This is a genomic window from Comamonas terrigena NBRC 13299, assembly GCF_006740045.1.
GTDB lineage: Bacteria > Pseudomonadota > Gammaproteobacteria > Burkholderiales > Burkholderiaceae_C > Comamonas > Comamonas terrigena.
Genome location: NZ_AP019749.1, coordinates 2,844,903 through 2,864,346, shown reverse-complemented (window position 1 = coordinate 2,864,346; position 19,444 = coordinate 2,844,903). Strand labels below are relative to the sequence as shown.

The 19,444-nt window shown below is 64.4% G+C and carries 15 protein-coding genes; 1 reads left to right on the top strand and 14 read right to left on the bottom strand.

All coding sequences use genetic code 11. The annotated features are described in order from the left end of the window. Positions 1–70 precede the first annotated feature (70 nt). From CT3_RS12920 to CT3_RS12910, 3 genes are all read right to left on the bottom strand, one after another. On the bottom strand, positions 71–1,513 hold the full coding sequence (locus tag CT3_RS12920) for an efflux transporter outer membrane subunit (protein WP_066533140.1): 1,443 nt from the start codon (positions 1,511–1,513) through the stop codon (positions 71–73). A 7-nt stretch (positions 1,514–1,520) separates the two neighbouring features. Beyond that, positions 1,521–4,679, bottom strand: coding sequence for a multidrug efflux RND transporter permease subunit (locus tag CT3_RS12915; RefSeq protein ID WP_066533135.1), 3,159 nt, complete (start codon positions 4,677–4,679; stop codon positions 1,521–1,523). Between the two features lie 65 nt (positions 4,680–4,744). Further along, positions 4,745–5,980 (bottom strand): efflux RND transporter periplasmic adaptor subunit, encoded by a 1,236-nt coding sequence (locus tag CT3_RS12910; RefSeq protein WP_066533133.1) that lies wholly within the window; start codon positions 5,978–5,980, stop codon positions 4,745–4,747. 211 nt (positions 5,981–6,191) lie between these two features. On the opposite strand from CT3_RS12910, the gene CT3_RS12905 reads away from it, so the two are divergent. Further along, positions 6,192–6,746 carry a TetR/AcrR family transcriptional regulator gene (locus CT3_RS12905; protein ID WP_066533127.1) on the top strand — a complete coding sequence of 185 codons (555 nt, stop codon included), beginning with the start codon at positions 6,192–6,194 and terminating at the stop codon, positions 6,744–6,746. Positions 6,747–7,062: 316 nt separating this feature from the next. Here the strand turns inward: CT3_RS12905 and CT3_RS12900 are convergent, their stop codons facing one another. From CT3_RS12900 to CT3_RS12850, 11 genes are all read right to left on the bottom strand, one after another. Then, positions 7,063–8,169, bottom strand: coding sequence for a caspase family protein (locus tag CT3_RS12900; RefSeq protein ID WP_066533126.1), 1,107 nt, complete (start codon positions 8,167–8,169; stop codon positions 7,063–7,065). Between the two features lie 4 nt (positions 8,170–8,173). Continuing rightward, a complete protein-coding gene (locus CT3_RS12895; protein WP_066533121.1) occupies positions 8,174–10,642 on the bottom strand; it encodes a GAP1-N1 domain-containing protein in 2,469 nt (822 codons plus the stop codon). Next, a complete protein-coding gene (locus tag CT3_RS12890; RefSeq protein ID WP_066533119.1) occupies positions 10,642–11,481 on the bottom strand; it encodes a TRAFAC clade GTPase domain-containing protein in 840 nt (279 codons plus the stop codon). The genes CT3_RS12895 and CT3_RS12890 overlap by 1 nt, the downstream gene beginning before the upstream one ends. After that, positions 11,474–12,370, bottom strand: a complete 897-nt coding sequence (locus CT3_RS12885; protein WP_066533118.1) for a TRAFAC clade GTPase domain-containing protein — start codon at positions 12,368–12,370, stop codon at positions 11,474–11,476. Before CT3_RS12885 ends, CT3_RS12890 begins: the two co-directional genes overlap by 8 nt. A 68-nt stretch (positions 12,371–12,438) precedes the next feature. Continuing rightward, a complete protein-coding gene (locus CT3_RS12880) occupies positions 12,439–13,842 on the bottom strand; it encodes a GTPase-associated system all-helical protein GASH (RefSeq protein ID WP_115594650.1) in 1,404 nt (467 codons plus the stop codon). 89 nt (positions 13,843–13,931) lie between these two features. After that, positions 13,932–14,750, bottom strand: a complete 819-nt coding sequence (locus CT3_RS12875; protein WP_066533113.1) for a citryl-CoA lyase — start codon at positions 14,748–14,750, stop codon at positions 13,932–13,934. Beyond that, positions 14,747–15,949 (bottom strand): CaiB/BaiF CoA transferase family protein, encoded by a 1,203-nt coding sequence (locus CT3_RS12870; protein ID WP_066533112.1) that lies wholly within the window; start codon positions 15,947–15,949, stop codon positions 14,747–14,749. Before CT3_RS12870 ends, CT3_RS12875 begins: the two co-directional genes overlap by 4 nt. Before the next feature lie 11 nt (positions 15,950–15,960). Continuing rightward, positions 15,961–16,950: a Bug family tripartite tricarboxylate transporter substrate binding protein gene (locus tag CT3_RS12865; protein WP_066533111.1), complete on the bottom strand. Its 990-nt coding sequence runs from the start codon at positions 16,948–16,950 to the stop codon at positions 15,961–15,963. A gap of 25 nt (positions 16,951–16,975) precedes the next feature. Beyond that, positions 16,976–17,947, bottom strand: coding sequence for a Bug family tripartite tricarboxylate transporter substrate binding protein (locus CT3_RS12860; protein ID WP_066533360.1), 972 nt, complete (start codon positions 17,945–17,947; stop codon positions 16,976–16,978). Between the two features lie 34 nt (positions 17,948–17,981). Continuing rightward, positions 17,982–19,079, bottom strand: coding sequence for an amidohydrolase family protein (locus tag CT3_RS12855; RefSeq protein WP_083520215.1), 1,098 nt, complete (start codon positions 19,077–19,079; stop codon positions 17,982–17,984). Further along, entirely contained in the window at positions 19,025–19,285 is a 261-nt protein-coding gene (locus tag CT3_RS12850; protein WP_066533105.1) for a hypothetical protein, read from the bottom strand. Before CT3_RS12850 ends, CT3_RS12855 begins: the two co-directional genes overlap by 55 nt. Positions 19,286–19,444 lie beyond the last annotated feature (159 nt).

The following is a 19,444-nucleotide window of genomic DNA, read 5'->3' as shown; positions in this document are numbered from 1 at the left end:
GGGAGTGGGGCAGGGCGCGGCCCGACCCCCACCCCCATCCCGCCCCGTGCAGCGGTGTGCTGCACCGCCATCAGCTGTTCCCGGCATCCGCCTTGGGGGCGGCTGACCAGCTGCCGCCCAGGGCGCGGAACAGGCTTACCAGGGCCGTCTGGCGCTGGGTGGTCACCTCGATCAACGCCACCTGGTTGGTGTAGTTGCTGCGCTGCGCATCCAGGTAGCGCAGGTGGCTGTCCACGCCGGCGCGGTAGCGTGCCTCAGACAGGCGCATGGTTTCGGTGCTGCTGGCGGCCAAGGCCTGGCGGGCAGATTCTTCCCGGCGCAAGGTGTCCGTGGCGGCCAGTGCATCGGCCACTTCCCGGAACGCCGTCTGGATGGTGGCTTCGTACTTGGCCACCGCCATGTCCTTGCGGACCTTGGCGACGTCCAGGTTGGCGCGGTTGCGGCCGCCATCGAAGATGGGCAAGGTCAGCTGCGGGGCAAAGGACCATGCCTGCTGCCCGCCTTCAAACAGGCGCGACAGGTCTGCGCTGGAGCTGCCGAAGAAGCCCGTCAGCGAGATGCTGGGGAAGAAAGCCGCCCGCGCAGCGCCGATGTTGGCGTTGCGCGCCTGCAGCTGGTGTTCGGCAGCCAGAATGTCCGGGCGGCGGGTCAGCAGGGCGGCCGGCATGTCCGGCACCAGCTGCTGCAGCACCAGCGGGCCGGTGGCCACCGCCACCGGCAGCGCGGCGACGGCCTGGTGGTCGCCCACCAACAGTGCCAGCGCATTGGTGGCCTGGCTGAATTCGCGCGCATTGCGCTCGAAGTCGGCGCGGGCCTGCTCGGTCAGGCCCAGGGCCTCCTGGTAGTCCACCGCGCTGGAGGCACCGTTGCGGCGGCGCTGTTCGATCAGCTCCAGCGAACGTTCCCGGGCCGCCAGCGTCAGCTGTGTCAGCTTCAGCCGGCGCTGGGCGCTGTCGCGGGTCAGGTAGGCCTGCACCACCTCGGCCACCAGGCTGAGCCGGGCGGCGCGCCCGGCTTCTTCCGTTGCCAGATAGTCCTGCAACGCCGCGTCCGACAGGCTTTTCACGCGGCCAAACAGGTCCAGCTCGAACGAGGTGATGCCCACACCCGCCTGGATGGTGTTGCCGATGCTGGCCGCGCCGCCGGCCGACAGATCGGCAGGGGTGCGCTGGCGGGTGCCGCCGGCCTGGGCGTTCAGGCCCGGCAGGCGGTCGGCCCGCTGGATGCGGTACTGGGCGCGCGCCACCTCGATGTTCAGCAGCGTCTGCCGCAGATCACGGTTGTTGTGCAGCGCCTGCTCCACCAGCTTGCGCACCGTGGGGTCGGTCACAAAGTCCTGCCAGTCCACGGCGGCGCTGGCTGCAGCGGTGGGCACGTTGCCGGCCCACTGCTGGGGAATGGGGGCTTCGGGCGTCTGCAGGGTCGGGGCCAGGGAGCAGCCTCCCAAGGCCAGTGTCAGCGCCAGTGCCAGGGCCCCGAGGGGCAGGGTTTGAAATGTCCGTTGCTTGTTCATTGCCTAGTTACTCCGCTGCCGCAGGGGCAGTTTGTCCGTCGGCTGCATCAGCCTGCTGCTTCTTGCCCTTGCGGTCGCCCAGCAGGGACAGCACCCACACGAAGAAGACCGGAACGAACACCACACCCAGCAAGGTGGCGCTCAGCATGCCGCCGATCACCCCCGTACCCAGCGAACGCTGGCTGGCAGCGCCCGCGCCGGTGGCAATCACCAGCGGCACCACGCCCAGGATGAAGGCCAGCGAGGTCATCACAATCGGGCGGAAGCGCAGGCGCGCGGCCGTGACGGCGGCTTCCACCAGGGAGAGCCCTTGCTCGCGCAGCGCCTTGGCGAATTCGACGATCAGGATGGCGTTCTTCGCCGCCAGGCCGATCACGGTGATCAGCCCCACCTTGAAGTACACATCGTTGGTCAGGCCCGCCACCGTGACGGCCAGCACCGAGCCCAGGGCACCGATGGGGACGATCAGCATGACGGAGGCGGGGATCGCCCAGCTTTCGTACAGCGCCACCAGCAGCAGGAACACCACCAGAATGGCCAGGGCAAACAGAATGGGCGCCTGGGCACCGGCAAAGCGTTCCTGGTAGGACAGGCCGGTCCATTCGTAGCCAATGCCTTCGGGCAGCTCCTTCATGATGCGTTCCAGCTCGGCCATGGCCTCACCGGTGCTGTAGCCCGGGCGGGCGTCGCCGCCGATCTTGAAAGCCTGGTAGCCGTTGTAGCGCGAGATCTGGACCGGGCCGTTCTCCCACTGCGCGGTCACAAACGCGCTCAGCGGCACCTGGTCGCCGGCCCGGTTGGGCACGTGCAGGGTCAGGATGCTCTCCGGGGTGGAGCGGTCGCGCACATCGGCCTGCACCACCACCCGCTGCAGGCGGCCGGCGTTGGCAAAGTCGTTCACGGTGGCGGAGCCAAAGGCCGTCGACAAGGCGGTGCTGATGGTGTCAAAGCCCACGCCCAGCGCCTGGGCCTTGGCGCGGTCCACATCCAGGCGCAGCTGGGGCGCGTCGGCCAGGCCTTCCATCATCGCGTAGGCAATGACCGGGGAGGTGTTGGCCTTGTACAGCAGCGTGCCCAGGGCCTGGGTCAGCACCTCACGGCCCACGCCGCCACGGTCCTGCAGGCGCAGCGAAAAGCCGCCCGCATTGCCCAGGCCTTCAATGGGCGGCGGGGTCACCGCCATCACCGTGCCGTCGGGGTTGCCCGCAAAGCGGGCGTTCAGCGCGCCAGCCTCGTCGGCCGCAGACTCGCCCGCGCCCTTGCGCTCGGACCAGTCCTTGAAGGTCGGAAAACCCAGCGCCGCGTTCTGCCCGGTACCCGAGAAGCTGAAGCCCAGCACCGAGAAGGACGACGACAGCGTCTTGCGTTCCGCCAGGTACTGCTCCACATCCTTGACCAGTGCTTCCGTGCGGGCGTAGCTGGCGCCGGGGGGCAGCTGCATGTCCACAATCATGTAGCCCTGGTCTTCCGAAGGCACAAACGACTCGGGCACGCGCACATACATCCAGCCCAGCACGCCCACCAGGGCGGCGTAGATCACCATGTAGCGGCCCGTGCGGCGCAGCAGCCGGTGGTTCAGCGCTTCAAAGCGGCCGGTCAGGCGTTCAAAGCTGCGGTTGAACCAGCCAAAGAAGCCCCGCTTGGTGTCGTGGTGGCCCATGGCCACCGGCTTGAGCAGGGTGGCGCACAGCGCCGGCGTGAACGTCAGGGCCAGGAAGCCCGAGAACAGAATGGACACCGCCAGCGACAGCGAAAACTGCTGGTAGATCACGCCTACGGAGCCACTCATGAACGCCAGCGGCAGGAACACGGCGGCCAGCACCAGGGTGATGCCGACGATGGCACCGCTGACCTGGGACATGGCCTTCACCGTGGCCGCGGCCGGGGACAGGCCTTCCTCGGTCATGATGCGCTCGACGTTTTCCACCACCACAATGGCGTCGTCCACCAGAATGCCGATGGCCAGCACCATGCCGAACATGGTCATCATGTTGACGGAAAAGCCCAGCAGCGACATCACGGCGAAGGTGCCCATCAGGCACACCGGCACCACAATGGTCGGGATCAAGGTGTAGCGCAGGTTCTGCAGGAACAGCAGCATCACCAGGAACACCAGCACCATGGCTTCCAGCAGGGTGTAGATGACCTTCTCGATGGCCACCTTCACAAACAGCGAAGTGTCGTAGGCGATGGAATGCTCGATGTCGGCGGGGAAGGCGGCCGACAGCTCGTTCAACCGGGCCTTGACCGCATCGGCGGTCTGCAGCGCGTTGGCGCCCGGCGCCAGCTGCACCGCGGCGGCCACGGCCTTGCGGCCGTCCTGGCGGCTTTCCACGCTGTAGTCCTGGCGGCCGATTTCCAGGCGCGCCACATCGCCCAGGCGCACGGCGGAGCCGTCGGTGTTGGCGCGCAGCACAATGCGGCCAAACTCCTCGGGCGACTCCAGCATGCCCTTGACCGCCAAGGTGGCCGTCAGCTCCTGCTCGGCCGTGCCGGGGCGGCTGCCAAAGCTGCCCGCCGGCACCTGCACGTTCTGCGCCGCGATGGCGCTGTTGACGTCGGCAATCGACAGGCCGTAGCCCAGCAGCTTCTGCGGATCCACCCACACGCGCATGGCGGCTTCGGAGCTGAAGAACTGCAGCTTGCCCACACCGGGGATGCGGCGGATCTCGTTGTTGATGCGGCGCGCTGCGTAGTCAGCCAGCTCGACCACGTCCTTGCTGCTGTCCTCGGCCTTATAGCGCAGCGAATAGATCAGCAGAAAGCCGGCATTGGCCTGCTCCACCTGCAGACCCTGCTGGGTCACGGCGGACGGCAGGCGTGCTTCGGCCTTTTTCAGGCGGTTCTGCACGTCCACCTGGGCCAGGTCGGCGTCCATCCCCGGCTTGAAGGTGACCGTGATCTCGGCCGAGGCGTTGGAGCTGGACGACTCGAAGTACAGCATGCCCTTGGCGCCGTTGATTTCCTCTTCGAGGATGCTGGTCACCGATTCGGACACGTCCTTGGCCGAAGCGCCAGGGTAGGTGGCCGCCACGGTGATCTGCGGCGGGGCCACCACCGGGAACTGTGACACCGGTAGCGACGGGATGGACAACACGCCAGCCAGCGTGATGAAGATTGCGACAACCCAGGCAAAGTTGGGCCGTCCAATGAAAAATTTGGACATGGATGCTCAGTGCTTGAAAGCGCCCGCAGGCGCGTGCCCCGGAAACCCGGGGACTGGGTCACGACTCAGGTGCCGGCAGATCCTTTGGCATCGGCCTGCGCAGCGGGCGCTTGCGCTGCCGCAGCCGCAGGAGCGGCAGCAGATGCGCCGGGCGCTGCCGGTGCGTCAGCTGCTGCAGGTGCTTCAGGGGCACCGGCGGCGGTGGCCGCATCGCCAGGGTTGACCGGGGCGCCGCCCACAATCACCCGCTCGCCCCCCTGCAGGCCGGCGGTGATGTGCCAGTCCGGGCCCACCATGCGCCCGGTTTCCACTGGCATCGCAGCCACCTTGCCGTCCTGGCCCAGCACCATCACCAGCGGCTTGCCGTCAGCGGCGCGCTTCACGGCACGCTGGGGCACGACCACGGCCTGGGTCGGTTCGGCGTTGGCCATCTTCACGCGCACATACATGCCGGGCAGCAGCAGGCCGTCGGGGTTGGCAAACTCGCCGCGCAGCGCAATCTGTCCGGTGGTCTTGTCGACCGAGGCATTGGCAAACAGCAGCTTGCCGTCGCGCGTCTGGTCGGTGCCTTCAATGGTGACCGACAGACGCGTGGCCGCCGTAGCGGCGCCCTGTGCCCGGGCCTTCATCACCTCGGCAGCGGCCTGGGTGAAGTCCACATAGACGGGGTTCAGCTGCTGGATCACGGCCATGGCCGTGGCCTCGTTCTGTCCCACCAGGGCGCCTTCGGTCACCAGCCCCCGGCCAATGCGCCCGGCAATGGGTGCCACCACGCTGGTGTAGTCCAGGTTCAGCTGCGCCGTGTCCACATCGGCCACCGCAGACTGGCGCGCCGCCTGGGCGCTCTTGAGCGTGGCCTGGGCGGTGTCGAACTCCTGCTGGCTCACGGCCTCCAGCTTGGCCAGCGGGCTGTAGCGCCGCACCACGGCATCGGCGTCGGCCACAGCGGCTTCCGCTTTTGCCAGTTCGGCCTTGGCGCGGGCCAGCGCCGTCCGGTAGGGGGCCGGGTCGATCTTGAACAGCAGCTGCCCGGCCTTGACGTCCGAGCCTTCCACAAAGTTCTTGCTCAGCACAATGCCCGCCACCCGGGCGCGCACTTCGGCCACACGGGTTGCTTCCACGCGCCCGGGCAGTTCCTCACCCAGAGACAAGGCGCGCGTGCCCGCGGCCTGTACCTCCACCACGGCCGGGCCGCCCGGCGGGCCTCCGGCTTCCGTATGCCCCTGGCTGCAAGCCGTCAAAAAGCCCGCCACCGCCATTGCTGCCACCGCCACCGGCAACCGCCGTTCATTCCACGCCATCTTCTTCCCTCATGCTGTTCTGTGCAGGACCCGTGAATCGGGTAGGGAAAAATTATCACTCATTTGCATCAAATGAATCAAATGTGATTCACATGATTCTTTGTAAGGTCATTGCGGGTGAGAGGGCGTAAAATTGAACCCGTGTGCGCAAAGTTGGGGGCGCAGATCCCCTGTTGCTGCGACTTTTCCCTCACCACCTTGGAACTTTGAGATGACCGTGTCCGCACCGGATGACAACCGTTTGCTCGCCGCCCTGGCGTTGGCGCTGGTGCAGAAGCCCCGCGCTTCGCTGCAGGAACTGGCCAAGGCGGTGGGCATCAGCAAGGCCACGCTCTACCGCTTCTGCCGCACGCGGGAGGAGCTGATCGACCGGCTGATGGCGCACGGCACGGCGCTGCTGCACGCCACGGCCGACCTGGTGGAGATCGAAGAGGGCTCGCCCATCCAGGTGCTGCCCAAGCTCATCGCGGCGCAGCTGGAACACCGCGAGCTGATGGCGTTCATGATCTATTACTGGCGGCCCGATGCGCTGGACAACCCGGCCCAAGCCGCGCAGTGGGACGAGTTCACCCACCGCATGGACGCCTTCTTCCTGCGCGGCCAGCGCGAAGGCGCGTTTCGCATCGACATCTCGGCCGCCGCCCTGAGCGAAGCCTTTGGCGGCCTGTTCTGCGGCCTGGTCGACGCCGAACGCAATGGCCGCGTGGCCCGCACCAGCATCGCGCCCACGCTGGAAGCCCTGTTCCTCAAGGGGGCGTCTGCGTGAAACTCCGGCTAGTTTGGGTTTTCGCCACATCGCGGTGACCCAACGGGTGAGCTTTTGGGGAAGCACAGACGGTCAAGAGTGGAGTTGCTTGCGACGTATTGCGGCCCCTCTTGTTCCCTCGTCCTGGGAGTGGTTGCAGTCCTTCAACTACGTCGAGTAGCCGACCACACAGTGGCTGACAGCAGCCATCTACGGCAGCGGGCGGCAGATTGCTACGTAGCCGCCAGTTTGGCGTTGTCCCCCGTTCAGCGACATCTTCCCTGTCGCTGAAATGCGGTGGCTCTTGACTTTATTCCCTCATGTTATCGCTTAGGGCTCAAGATCGTCGGGCGTCAAGCAGGCTGCGCAATTGAGGATTGTTTCCGTATTCAGCAGCTGCTTCTTTCAGGAGGGAGTCCATCGTGATAGCGCCGCCACCGCCCAGGGCGAGCGTGCGCAGTGCAGCATGCCAGGCGGCACGCCCTGTGCTGCCTGCACGTAGGCTTGCAATGTCTCCATCAGCACGTGACCAAATCTCTCGGTCAGTGGGGCCCTGCGGATACAGGATCACCATCAGGTCTTCGACTTCTTTTGGGTCCGCCCCCGCATTGCCAGGCTCCTGCTCCCTGGCGTCGTCGCCAGACCCATCTTCGGACTTGAGCAAACCTCCTTTACGCAGCGCAACCGGGAAGTTGTCTTGCGTCCTCGTTGTCAGCACTGGGTTCTGGTCGCCACGCTCGGTAGTGACCTGTTGTGCGACATAGTGAAAAAGGTCAAGAACGTGAATGAGGCCGTCCGAGCGGTCGTCAACGCCGCCCTGAAGGCCCTTGAGCACAAAGTGGGTGAATAGGCTGTTGCGGTAACGCCCGAGAATCATCGAGTTCTGGTGTGCTTCGCTTGCAGAGATGATGACGCGCCCGTTGCCAACAGCGAGCTTGTCAAGCCGCTGGCCGCCGAACTCCCACTTCAATAAATCCTCGCCTTCCTCGGCTTTGATGCGGGCCACCGCTCCGGAGCGGCAGGCATCTATCAGGACAAGCAGGCGCTCGGCCTTGATTCCCTGGAGCAGGTCCGAAAGCTCCTCTGCTTCGATGCCTGTCTCGCGCGGTCGCGTGCTGTCGAATTCGGGCGGGCACAGGTATGTCCCCACATCTGGGCCTGCCGTGCGTTGCGCGCCGTGGCCCGAGAAGTAGACGACGACTGTGTCATTGGGCTGAGACTGGGCGGCCAATTCCTGGAGGCCAGCGATGATTGCACTGCGGGATGCCTCACGATTTCGAAGAATCCGCACATTGGCTGTGGGGTAACCGCAGTGCTTCGGGCTAACCAGCAGCTTCTCGACGTCGTCAGCGTCGTAAACGGGAGCAAGTCCCAGGTCCGAAAGATTGTCGTAGTCGCCGATCCCGACGATGAAAGCGCGACCCGAGTGAAAAGACTTGCTCACGTTCCTAGCCTAACGCGCGGTTGTCGCGCAAAATCTGCAGTACAGAGTTGTTGCTGAAGTCCTGAAGAGCCGTGTTCAGCAACTTAGAGAGCAGTGGCCCATTTCCCGAGCGTACTTGCTTGAGGCAGCGATGCCACTGTGCGATGCCATTCCCTTCTTGAATTAGCTCCTCGTTGCGCCCGCCGCTTCTGCTCCAGACCTCTTGGTCGGTAGGGCCGCTGGGATACAGCTTTGCCAGCGTCTCCTCGAAAATTTTCCAGGCATCGTCCTCACGGACCTGTAAGGCCCTGCCAACGCGCAGAGACAATGGAAACCAGTCCCACAACGACATAACGTCCAAGCACTCTTTGCAAACTACAAGGAACTCGTCGCGCGTTTGAGCCAAACTCGCAGCGCGCGAAGCTGCTGAACGCCAGAGTCGCTCCCTGATAAGAGCACCAATCGCCGAGGCTAGCGCAGGTGCCAGCCATCGTCCATTGCTGGCGAAGGAATCGAGCAGGCTGACACAGTCGTGGTCGCTGCACGGGTGCACCTCATTGATAACACTGATGAAAAGCGCTGGGTGTTTCTGGGCAACCGTTGTCAGCACATTGGAGCTTCGAAGCATTTTTCGCGCTTCGCCACCTAGTGGTTCCTCCAGTGCTGCCATTTGTGCGGAGCCATCGAGTAGTGAGGCAATCCAGCCTTTGGCGGTGAGTGAGAGGGTGTCCCTCTGGAGTTTGTTGGGTATGAGTTCCCAAGCATCAGCTCGGTTAGGCACCTTCGAGAGGTCCGCCAAGCCCATGTTGACCAGAGGAGTCCAGATGCGCTCGGAAGTCAAACTCGCCGTGATGATGCTCTGAAGCCCCTTTACACGGTTGGGCACCTCAGCCACGGCACTGCGGCGCTTGTCGACAACACGCTGCAGGATGTCAAACCAGACGGGAGAGGTCCAATCGAAATCCCCGATCAGGCTGGGACGGCTCACCACGGCCTTAGCCGCCAGGACGGTAACCTCTTCTAGGTCTTCGCTCACTGCGAGTGCCAAAAGCTCGGTGGGCGTTGCGTTTTTGAGTGCCTGTTCGATGGCAGCCCGCCGCGCGACCTTCGTCGTCGCGACCTTGAGGACTTCGCGCAGTGCTTCGGCAGGGGAGTATGCAGCGGCTAAAGCTGCGCCGCACAGCTCCCACGCTTGATGACCTGCACTGACCTGCGCTACCTTCTGGGCAACCGCGGTGGCCAAAGTGGTCGGCGTGTTCTCCGAAAGCGCAGTCAGCAACGTCTGCTTTAGGAGGAAGCTGATAACCGGCTCGATGTCTTGCGGCAAGGCCACAATCGCGCCCCATGCGAGAGAGCTCATCGCGGCAGGCGTTGCATTGCACGCCAACGCAAGCCCACCTTGAGCCCGCTGGTTCCACCAATTCTGCTGCGCCGCTGCGCGTGACGCTTGTGCAAGAAGCTGATGGTCTTCAGGCAGCAGGCCACGCATGCTGCCCACCCTTCGCACTATCCAATCCTGCAGTGCTTGGGCCAGCGCGTCGGATTCGAAGCGCTCGAGTTGCAGGTTGCGCATTGCAAGAACGTCTGTTGGCGTCCACTGTTCCGAAGTCGATATTAGGCGGTCGAGTGCTGCTCCCCTAAGCTCGCGCGCTGTTGGCACATCGGACGACTTGGCTGCCAAAAGGCGCACCAAGGTGATTGCATTCTCAACGCTCGTCGAATCTGTCCAGAGCTGGAAGGCCCGCTCCAACAGGATAAACGCGCCAGGTGACTGCAAGTCAAAGCCGGCTTGTTGTACGAACTCCAGCAAAGGCCTGCCTTCTTGCCGATTCAGAATAGCCGCCACACGCGCTGTCGGGCTCGTCTCAGACGGCTTGAGCACTTGCGCTGGCGCAAAGCGCGATGCCTGCTCACGCGGTGTTGCCACGGCGAATGGTGAGCCAGGTTCTCCCGGAGAAAAACTGAGGCTGAACAGAATCTCCCTGCGTAGCTGCCTTGGAACCAGTTGCAGAAGGTCCATCATGATTTCATCGAAACCCTCTTGTCCGACATGCACTACCGGCCGCGCGGTCGCCGAAATCAGTGCTTCAGCGATGCTCAGAAGCATTGGTTGCGGCGTGCCCGTCACCTCCTGCGCGTCTGCGGTTGCCTCAAAGGGGGCCGGCGTTTGGTTGTCGTGAGACTCCCGCACGTTTGAAGCCAACGCTCTCAGGTCGGGAACTTGAGGTAGCTCGTTCAGTGGCACGAATGCAGCCACCGAATCGACCATGCCAGCTCTGTCTGAGGCTTGGCTGGGTCGCGTATGCACCAGCACGAAGTAGTCATCGTGAATTGCGGTGCGAAAGTAGGGAGCCCAGGTCAGCCCGGTCGGAGCATTGCCCGGTAAGTCCGTGAGCCAAGCAGCCTGTCTGAACGTCGACTGCAGGCCAGGGTCTGTGCAATACAGCAGCGCGTGCCCGCCCTTGGGGCCGTACCATGCTTTGTGAATTCGCATCAGCTCTGGATTGCCACAGCGAGCTTGGCGATAGGCAGCGTCAGATCCGGGGAGTGTTCGCCATCAGCATCAACAACCCAGCCCATCGTTTCTGCGCCCTTGTAAATAAAGTCCTGGTTGGGCGCCGCCTTGGAGAGCGCAACTCCTGTTGCTGACAACCCCAGAATGATTCGGCGTTCCTCGCTCCAGTTGTTGCTGACGTAATCGGCCAGCATCGGCAAGTTCTTGCGCAGCACTGCGGCGGGAGTGACTCCCAGCGGCGCCTCAAGCTCGTCCCAGCACGAAAGCAGTATTGCGAGTGCGGGCTTTCGTTTGCCGGTTCGTGCACGGGAGGTGTAGACCAGCATCTGCAGAAGTTCCACCAGCCGCGCCTGCGGCGAGCACTCGACGGCACCGCCAGATCGCGACGCCTGCAAGTCGCTAAGTGGCTTGGAGAAGATGTCATTGCCTAAAGGGACGTGTCTGGGACGAACCATGAGAATCCACCCATCGGCAGCCTCCACCCGTTCCTGCCAGGAAGCCGGAACACGCCGGTCCTCCAGGAGTTGACTGACTTGCTCGCCCGCGTAGTCAGGCCAGTTCAGATCGATTGCAGTGCCGTCGGCAGTTTGTACAGGAAGAAGTGTTTCGGTGTACGTGCCAGCAGAAGTATGGGCGCCGGGTACACCACTACTGAGCGACTGGACCACCTCCTCGAAGGCGCCCAGGTCTGGAGCAGCACCGCGCATCCGTAACAACCCGCTCTCTGCATTCAGCCGCCCAATGAGCTGTGCGCCAAAGTGGCTCTTGCCTACGTTGGACTTCCCGAATACGGCAATCTTCAGAGCTGCCTCAAGCATGGACGCCTCCGACGATGCGCAGCAAGTCTTGTTCCGGATTCGGCAACACCGTCTTGGGGAACGTAACATCACCTACGCGCACAAGCCAATCGAGTAATTCCAGCAGGCCCTGGCCGCAGTTATACGGCTCCTGCCCGGGGGCAGCGTGCATGCTCACACTGAACGTCTCGTAAGTGCCTAGCGCCAAGTCGGCAGCATGCTTCACGGCGCTACGCATTTGCTCGCCGACCGCAACGTCGCACTTAGTCCAGACGAGTGCCACGGGGCGACCATGCCGCTCAGCGCCCACCCTTCGCAGTAGACTGAGCAGATTCGCCCGAGCTGTCCCGAGCCGCTCTCCAGCCAACTCTTTGGAGTCGGCAATCACCAAGAGTACATCTGCGGCGCCCGATAGCCAGGCAGCACCAGCTGCGTCCTCCGCATCGCGGCGGACTGACCAACGGCTAAACCATTCCCCAGGCGCGTCTGCAAAGAGCAGGTCATGCCGGCCACCGTCGACCTGCAGATCCAGGTGCAGCAGCCCGGGATGTCTGCCAGCGCCGCTGGACGTGTGCGGCGGAAACGATGGTCCATGCGTGGCGTTCCAGCGCAGGTTCCCGGCGATGTTCTCCCAACCTTCAAGAGTCAGTGAACCGGCGAAAGAAATGCCCTTGGGGCCGATGCCGCGACCCAAGAGCAGGTACCACGCACCCAATAGAGAAGTCTTACCACTTTCTGCAACCCCGAAGACGCCTACCAGACGTGTGCGGCTTGCGCCACCTAGGAATCCGATGTCGCCTGCGCCCATGGCGTTCCCTGTCCAGGGAAGCCGAGCGCTGTCGTCAATCTCGGCTACCGCAGCTTTTTCCAGCACTTCGCGGCTGCTTTGCCAATACTTGCACTGCTGCAAGGAGCTTTCTCCTACCTTGCAGCCGAGTTCATCTGGGGCAAGGCACGCGCTGTGCGAACATTTGAGGCTCACGCCGCCTCCGCTTCCTGTTTGACCGCACCGGGAGATGCCAGCGTTTCGAGCGCTTTGATTTCACGGAGGAGCCAAATCGCCCAATCGCCCGGCGGCATCTTGAGTTCAGTGTCCATCCCGAGCTTGGGCAGCTCGGAATTTCGTGCGGCATAGGAGTTCGCCAGCGCCTGAACCAGAAGAGTCCTTGAGGCGGACGTTCGCTGCTCCATGAGCCATTGGAGTTGTGCCAGCTGCGAGGTCGCACCGTCCACTTGGAGTAGCTCTTTCAGAGTCAACTCGACGTCGCCCTGAGCTTCCGTGACCGCGAGCACTGACTCGAATAGCAGTGACTCAACGGCACGCGGGTACACCTCCGGTAGGAGGTCAGAGATGTCCAGTGCCATGTGCCATACGACAAGCGCCACGGGCAGTTTGCGGTACGGTTTCTCCGCAGTCTCGGAGTAGAGGCTTTGGCGCCACCATAGGAGGCGACTGGCTGCTTCTCGCTGATTGCTGCGTGCCTGTTCAGCTTCTACGAACTCGTTGAGCTTAGCTGCTACAGCATCCACCAGGGCTTTGAAAGCACTCCCAGCGACTCGCAGCGCATTTCCGGCGGCCTTGTCATGCACGTCCGCAAGTATCGGAGCCATGCGGTCAGCAAATTCATATGACCAGCCCCCTGTCTGATTCGTCCAGTGTGGGTTCGGACTGTTAAGAGCCACGTCACCTTTGTTTGTATGTGGGCCAGCCGCAGCGGCTACCTGCGCGAACCAGGTGCTCTCGTCAATTCTCTTCAGGCTATTCATAGGCGGTACAGCCATAGATGCCAGGTTAGTCCCCGCGCCATCCTGTTGCGGCCAAGCTTGTTCAAGCCGCACAGTGGTGAGGGCTTCTGCTCGTCCAACAAGAATCTTGAGGATGGGAGTTTCTTGTCCAACCTTCAGTTGTGGGAGGACGTTGGCGGCAACTAGGCTCACTGCGACTGCAAGCGAGGACTGCAATTCCATCGCCCGCATGACCGACTCGAGCACAACCGCTCGGTACAGTGTCAGCGGTTCACCGGAAAACGCCCCCCGGAATGTTGGCCAGTGTCCTTGGAGGACCGTAGCAATTTCTAGCAGCGCGGGGTCCGCTTCAGCATTCGGGTCCCACGCCGCTAGGAGCGGTGGCAGAGCGCTTTGAGGATTGGTTGCGTACGACAGAGCAAGTTCGACGCAGGTGCTTTCGAGCTTGTCAAGGCGAGCGTCCTCGGCACCGATATCCAGAAGTCGCAAACTCAGAAATTCTTGGAGCAGGCTTGTCCCCATCATCCCCCCTCGATGATCATAGTTTTTGCACGATGATACTGCAGCGCTGATTGGCAGCTCCGCGAAGCGCTGGCTTCGCTCGACCCGCTTCAGCGCAGCAAAGTTGAACCCCAACCCGCATAGTGGTTTGGTGCAGCAATGTCCAACCACAGGCCGCCTAGCGGCCCGTGCCCCAACTCCATTGGCTTGGTCCTGCCCAAAACTCAGGGCACAGCCCTCGGCTGTGGCCCTTCATAGGTCCACAGATATTCGCGCGGGATAGGGCCTTTGTTGCGGCCGCCTTGTCCGGTCTGTTCCCAGGCGTGGGAAAGGATGCCGACCGACCGTGACAGGCAGAACAGGCCGCGCGCCAGGGGGGCGGGGAAGCCCAGCTCGGCATAGATGACGGCGGTGGCGCCGTCGATGTTCATGGGGATGCGGCGGCCGTCCTTGCGGCGGGCCAGCTCGGCTTCGACCGCGCGGCCGATGGCGGCGAACTTGCCGTCCACCACACCGGCCTGGGCGGCTTCGTCCACCAGCTGCAGCAGGCGCGGCGCACGCGGGTCGATGGGGTGAAAGCGGTGGCCAAAGCCGGACACGAACTTGCCGTGGCGCGCGATGGCACTGTCCAGGCCCAGGCGCGTGGCAGCCTCCAGGTCTGCCCCTGCCGCCTGGTGCGCGGCAATCTCCTGGTACATCTCCACCGCCTGTTCGCCGGCGCCGCCGTGCACATCGCCCAGCACGTTCACGGCCGAGGCCATGGCGTTGTTCAGGCCCACGCCGCAGGTGGTGGCCATGCGGGCAATGGCAATGCTGGGCGCTTGGGGGCCATGGTCCACGGCCGACATCAGCGCGGCATCCAGCAGCCGGCCCTGGCTTTCGCTGGGCAGCTCACCCCGAGTCATCAGCCAGATCATCTGCGCAAAGTTCACGCGGCCGATCAGGTCTTCGATGGCGTAGCCGCTGTAGCGGATCACGCCGGGTTGCATGTCGATGATGGAGGTGCGCCACCAGTCGCTGACGCGGGGGTCTTGCGTGCTCATACCACTTTCTCCTTTACCAGGGTGTCAATGTCGGTCTGGGAATAGCCCAGTTCGGCCAGGATGTCGGCCGTGTGCTGGCCCAGTTGCGGGGGAGGGGTGTCCACGGTCGGCGCTTCGCCGTTGAGCTTGAAGCCCGTGCGCAGCACCCGGATGTCGCGGCCCACGCCCGGCACGTCCTCGAACGTGCCGATCATTCCGCGCTCGGCAATCTGGGGAATGTCCAGCGCCTGGGGCACGGTGTAGACCGGTCCGGCGGGGACCCCTGCCGCATTCAGCAAGGCCCACCAGGCGTTGGCGGGTTGGCTGGCCAGCGCGCCTTCGATCAGTTCCTTGAGCTGTGCGCGGTGCTGCAAACGGCCCTGGCGGGCGGCAAACCGTGCATCGGCAATCCACTCCGGGTGGCCCAGCACCTGGCAGACGGCTTCAAACTGTTCCTGCTTGTTGGCGGCAATGTTCAGCAGCCCGTCCCCGGTGCGGAATGTGCCGGAGGGGCTGGCGGTCACGTTGTCATTGCCCAGCGGCTGGGGTTCGCGCCCGGCGATCAGGTGGTTGGAGACGGCCCAGCCCATGGTGGCCATGGCCGCTTCCAGCATGGACACGTCGATGAACACCCCCTGGGTGCGGTGGCGGTCGGCCAGGGCACTGGCCACGGCAAAGGCCGCGGTGATGCCGCCGATGGTGTCTGCCACCGGGTAGCCCACGCGGTAGGGCGCGTTCTCTGGCGCGCCGGTGATGCTCATCATGCCGGACATGCCCTGGATGATCTGGTCGTAGGCGGGCAGGTCCCGCAAGGGCCCGTCCTGGCCGAACCCCGAGATGGCGCAGTAGATCAGCTTGGGGTTCTCTTTCAGCAGGTCTTCATAGCCCAGCTCCAGGCGCTGCATCACGCCCGGGCGGTAGTTCTCCACCAGCACGTCGGCCGTGCGCACCAGGCGCCGCAGTGCTTCTTTGCCTTGCGGGTGCTTCAGGTTCAGCGTGATGGAACGCTTGCCGGGGTTCTGGGCCAGAAAGGAGACCCCCATGTGGACCTGGTTCAACGCCGGGTCCGCGCCCAGCTGCCGGGCCAGGTCGCCGCCCTGGCAGGCTTCGACCTTGATGACATCGGCGCCCATGTGGGCGAGCTGATGGCATGCGAACGGGCCGGCCAGTACGTTGGTCAGATCCAGCACGCGGATGCCGTGCAGGGGTTTGATAGCCATGGTGGGGTTCCTTATTCCGCCTTGATGCCGGCAGCCTTGATGACGGCTGCCCAGCGTTGCATTTCTGACGCGGCCAGCTGGCCTGCCTGTGCAGGGGTGTTGGCCACCGGCGTCAGTCCTTGTTCTGCCAGCCGCCGCTTGCCGTCCGCCGAGGTGAGGGTGGCCGCAATCGCGTGGTTCAGCTGGTCGATGATGGGTGCCGGCGTGCCTGCGCGCACCGCAAAGCCCACCCAGAAATCCATCACAAAGCTGGGCAGCTTGGCCTCTTTGGCGGACGGCACATCGGGCAGCAGCGGTGAGCGCGTGTCGCTGGTGACCACCAGGGCCCGCAGCTTGCCGGACTTGATGTGCGGCAGCGCCGTGGGCAGCGATGTCACCAGCGCCTGCACCTGGCCTGCCATCAGGTCGGTCAGCACCTGGCCGGCGCCCTTGTAGGGCACGTGCACCAGCTCCACCCCGGCGGCGCTTTTGAACAGCTCCCCGCCCAGGTGGGTGTTGGTGCCGTTCCCGCCGGATCCGTAGTTCATGCTGCCGGGCTTGGCCTTGGCCAATGCCACAAACTCTTGCACGTTCTTGGCGGGCACATTGGGGTTGATGACCAGCACGTGCGGCGCCGCGGCGGCGGTGATGACATGGGCGAAATCCTTGCGCCCATCAAACGGCAGCTTGGGGAACAGGCCCGGGGCAATGGTGAAGGACATCTCCGTGGTCAGCAAGGTGTAGCCGTCCGGGGCCGAGCGCGCTGCCGCACTCCAGCCGATCTGGCCGCCGCCGCCCACGCGGTTGTCGGCGATCAGCGACTGCCCCAGGCTGTTGCCCAGCTGGGTGGTGACCAGGCGGGCCACGATGTCGGTGGTACCGCCCACGGAGTAGGGGACGATGACCGTGATGGGCTTGGTCGGGTAGGCGGGCGTCTGGGCAAGGGCCGCTGCAGACAAGGACAGTGTGGTGACGGCGGTGGCGACAGTGGCAGCCGCCGCCAGGGCACGGGTGAAGATCATGGTGTTCTCCTGGATGGCGTGGCGTTCAGTCGAGCTTGGCGTTGCTTTCGCGGACCACGGCCGTCCAGCGTTTCTGCTCCGCCGCCAGCAGCTTGGCGGCCTCTTGCGAACTGCCGCCCATGGGCGTGCTGCCTTCGGCCTGCAAGGTGCTGATGGTGTCCGGGCGGGCCAGGGCCTTGGCCACTTCGGCCTGCAGCTTGGTCAGGATGGCGGGCGGGGTGCCTGCCGGGGCGACCAGCATCTTCCAGTCGCTGGTCTGGAAGTCCTTGTATCCGCCTTCGGCCACGGTGGGTACGTCCGGCAGGGCGGGCAGGCGCGCCTGCGAGCTGACGGCCAGGGCGCGCAATTTGCCGGCCTTGAGGAACGCCAGCACCGTCTGCGGCGTGGCAAAGTAGTAATCCACCTGGCCGCCCAGCAGGTCATTGGCGGCAGGGCCTGCGCCCTTGTAGGGCACGTGCAGGGTCTTGATGCCGGCCTGGCGTGTGAAGACCTCGCCCGTCAAATGCCCCACCGTGCCGTTGCCTGCCGACGCCATGGTCAGCGTTTCTGGCTTGGCCTTGGCGGCGCTGACCAGGTCGGCCAGCGTCTTGTACTTGGAGTTGCTGTTGACCACCAGCACCACCGGCTGCCCGGCCACCGTGGCCACCGGGGCAAAGGCCTTGGCGGCGTCATACGGCATCTTGGCGTAGAGCGAGGGGTTGATAGCCAGGTTGGCGGTCTGGCCCATGCCCAGGGTGTAGCCGTCGGGCTGCGCCTTGGCCACCCCGTCCAGCCCGATGTTGCCGCCGGCACCCGGCCGGTTTTCCACAATCAGGTTCCAGCCGGTGGACAGGCGGATTTTTTCCAGCACCATGCGTGTCACGATGTCGGTCCCACCCGCTGGCGGAAACGGCACGATGACCTTGATGGGCTGGTTGGGGTAGGCAGGCTGGGCATGGGCTGCCAGCGCCAGGGTGGCGAGCGCGCACGCCCCTGCAATGCGGGAAAGAATGGCCATGGTTTTGTCTCCTTCGTTGATGTAGTTGCCGCGGCTACCGGCCCAGCCCGTACACGCGGCTTGCCGTGCCTTCAAAAAGCTGCTGTCGCTCTGCGGGCGAAAAATCCTGGCTCAGCCTTTTGAATGCGTTCCATCCGTTGACAAAGCTGTAGGAGCCCTTGTCCACGGGGAAATTGCTCTCGAACATGCAGCGCTCGGGGCCGAAAAGGTCGATGCACGCCCGCATCCAGGGCGCCCAGTGCTCTGCCAGCTGCTGGGAAGAGGGGGGCAGGGCGCCTTCGTGAAAGCCAAATCCGTTGATGCGCATGCCCAGGCCGCCCAGCTTCACGTGCACATTGGGCCGGCGTGCCAGCGCCTGCATGGCCTGGCGCCAGTGGTGGAAGACCTCCGGGCCCCGGTCCGCATAGGCCCCGATGCGGACGATGCCGCCGCAGTGGTTCACGATGATCGGCAGTTCCGGAAAGGCGTCGGCCACCTCGGCCAGTTCGGCCAGCTGGGGCCAGAACAGCCAGGCGTCGTACGACAGCTGGCGCTGTGCCAGCTGCGCCAGACCGGCGCGGTAGCTGGCATCCCGCAGCAGGTGGGGAGGCGCCGCGGTCAAGGGGTTGGCCAGGGAGGCGTCGGCATCCCAGGTGACCAGGTGGCGCACACCACGCAGGCGGCCCTGGCCGGCTATTTGGTGCGCCTCCAGCACGCCCGCCACTTCACTGCCCAGGCGCAGATCCGCATATCCCACGATAGCCTGGGCGATTTGCGGTTCGGCGGATTGCGCGGATGGAGCCGGGTCAACGGGATCAACGGGATCAGCCGGCGTGATGGCCACCACAAATTCGGTCTCGCCCACCGGCCGAAGTGCGTCGGGCCCATCGGTGCGGTAGCGCGTCAGCGCCTGCATGTAGACCGAGGCGCGGATATGGTGCCCCGACATGGCATCGGCCAGATAGTCGTCCTTCAGGTACGACCAGCCCGGGCGGTCGTAGAAGTGGTGGTGGGCATCAACAATGGGCAGCTGCGGCTCCAGGGCGGCTTCCACCCCCTGGGCCAGCCAGTCTGCGCGCACGGGAAGGTAGTTGGTGCTCATGGGCGCAGCCCTCCTGCGGCGGCCGGCAGCACCGCCGTGCCCAGCCGCCATGTGTCGGCTTGCGCCAGGCGGGGGGCGCTATGGCTCAGCGTGCTGGTGACCGCATCCGGTGACGCGGTCACACGGGTACCTGCACGGACACGGGCCATGGGCAGCGGTGTCTGTACCGGTGCCAGCGCCACCACGGCGGCCATTCGCTGCGCCAGGGTCCGCACCGTGCGGGGGATGACCGTGCCGTAGCCGGGTGCAAGCAACATTCCTGTCTCCACTTTCAACTGTCTGAAATCCAGCCAGCGCATCTGCAAGGTGCAGCGCGTTGGTTGTTTGTTCTATCTGATAGAACTTCGTTCTGTGTAGAAGAACTATAAAACCAAGAAAGCCCAATCGATTCAGGGTAAGTACCTAATCTTGGATCA

Bases quoted from the DNA above. Each gene is read 5' to 3' on its own strand.
- CT3_RS12920 (WP_066533140.1), bottom strand. From the start codon at position 1,513: ATGAACAAGCAACGGACATTTCAAACCCTGCCCCTCGGGGCCCTGGCA.
- CT3_RS12915 (WP_066533135.1), bottom strand. From the start codon at position 4,679: ATGTCCAAATTTTTCATTGGACGGCCCAACTTTGCCTGGGTTGTCGCA.
- CT3_RS12910 (WP_066533133.1), bottom strand. From the start codon at position 5,980: ATGGCGTGGAATGAACGGCGGTTGCCGGTGGCGGTGGCAGCAATGGCG.
- CT3_RS12905 (WP_066533127.1), top strand. From the start codon at position 6,192: ATGACCGTGTCCGCACCGGATGACAACCGTTTGCTCGCCGCCCTGGCG.
- CT3_RS12895 (WP_066533121.1), bottom strand. From the start codon at position 10,642: ATGCGAATTCACAAAGCATGGTACGGCCCCAAGGGCGGGCACGCGCTG.
- CT3_RS12890 (WP_066533119.1), bottom strand. From the start codon at position 11,481: ATGCTTGAGGCAGCTCTGAAGATTGCCGTATTCGGGAAGTCCAACGTA.
- CT3_RS12875 (WP_066533113.1), bottom strand. From the start codon at position 14,750: ATGAGCACGCAAGACCCCCGCGTCAGCGACTGGTGGCGCACCTCCATC.
- CT3_RS12870 (WP_066533112.1), bottom strand. From the start codon at position 15,949: ATGGCTATCAAACCCCTGCACGGCATCCGCGTGCTGGATCTGACCAAC.
- CT3_RS12865 (WP_066533111.1), bottom strand. From the start codon at position 16,950: ATGATCTTCACCCGTGCCCTGGCGGCGGCTGCCACTGTCGCCACCGCC.
- CT3_RS12860 (WP_066533360.1), bottom strand. From the start codon at position 17,947: ATGGCCATTCTTTCCCGCATTGCAGGGGCGTGCGCGCTCGCCACCCTG.
- CT3_RS12855 (WP_083520215.1), bottom strand. From the start codon at position 19,079: ATGGCGGCTGGGCACGGCGGTGCTGCCGGCCGCCGCAGGAGGGCTGCG.
- CT3_RS12850 (WP_066533105.1), bottom strand. From the start codon at position 19,285: ATGTTGCTTGCACCCGGCTACGGCACGGTCATCCCCCGCACGGTGCGG.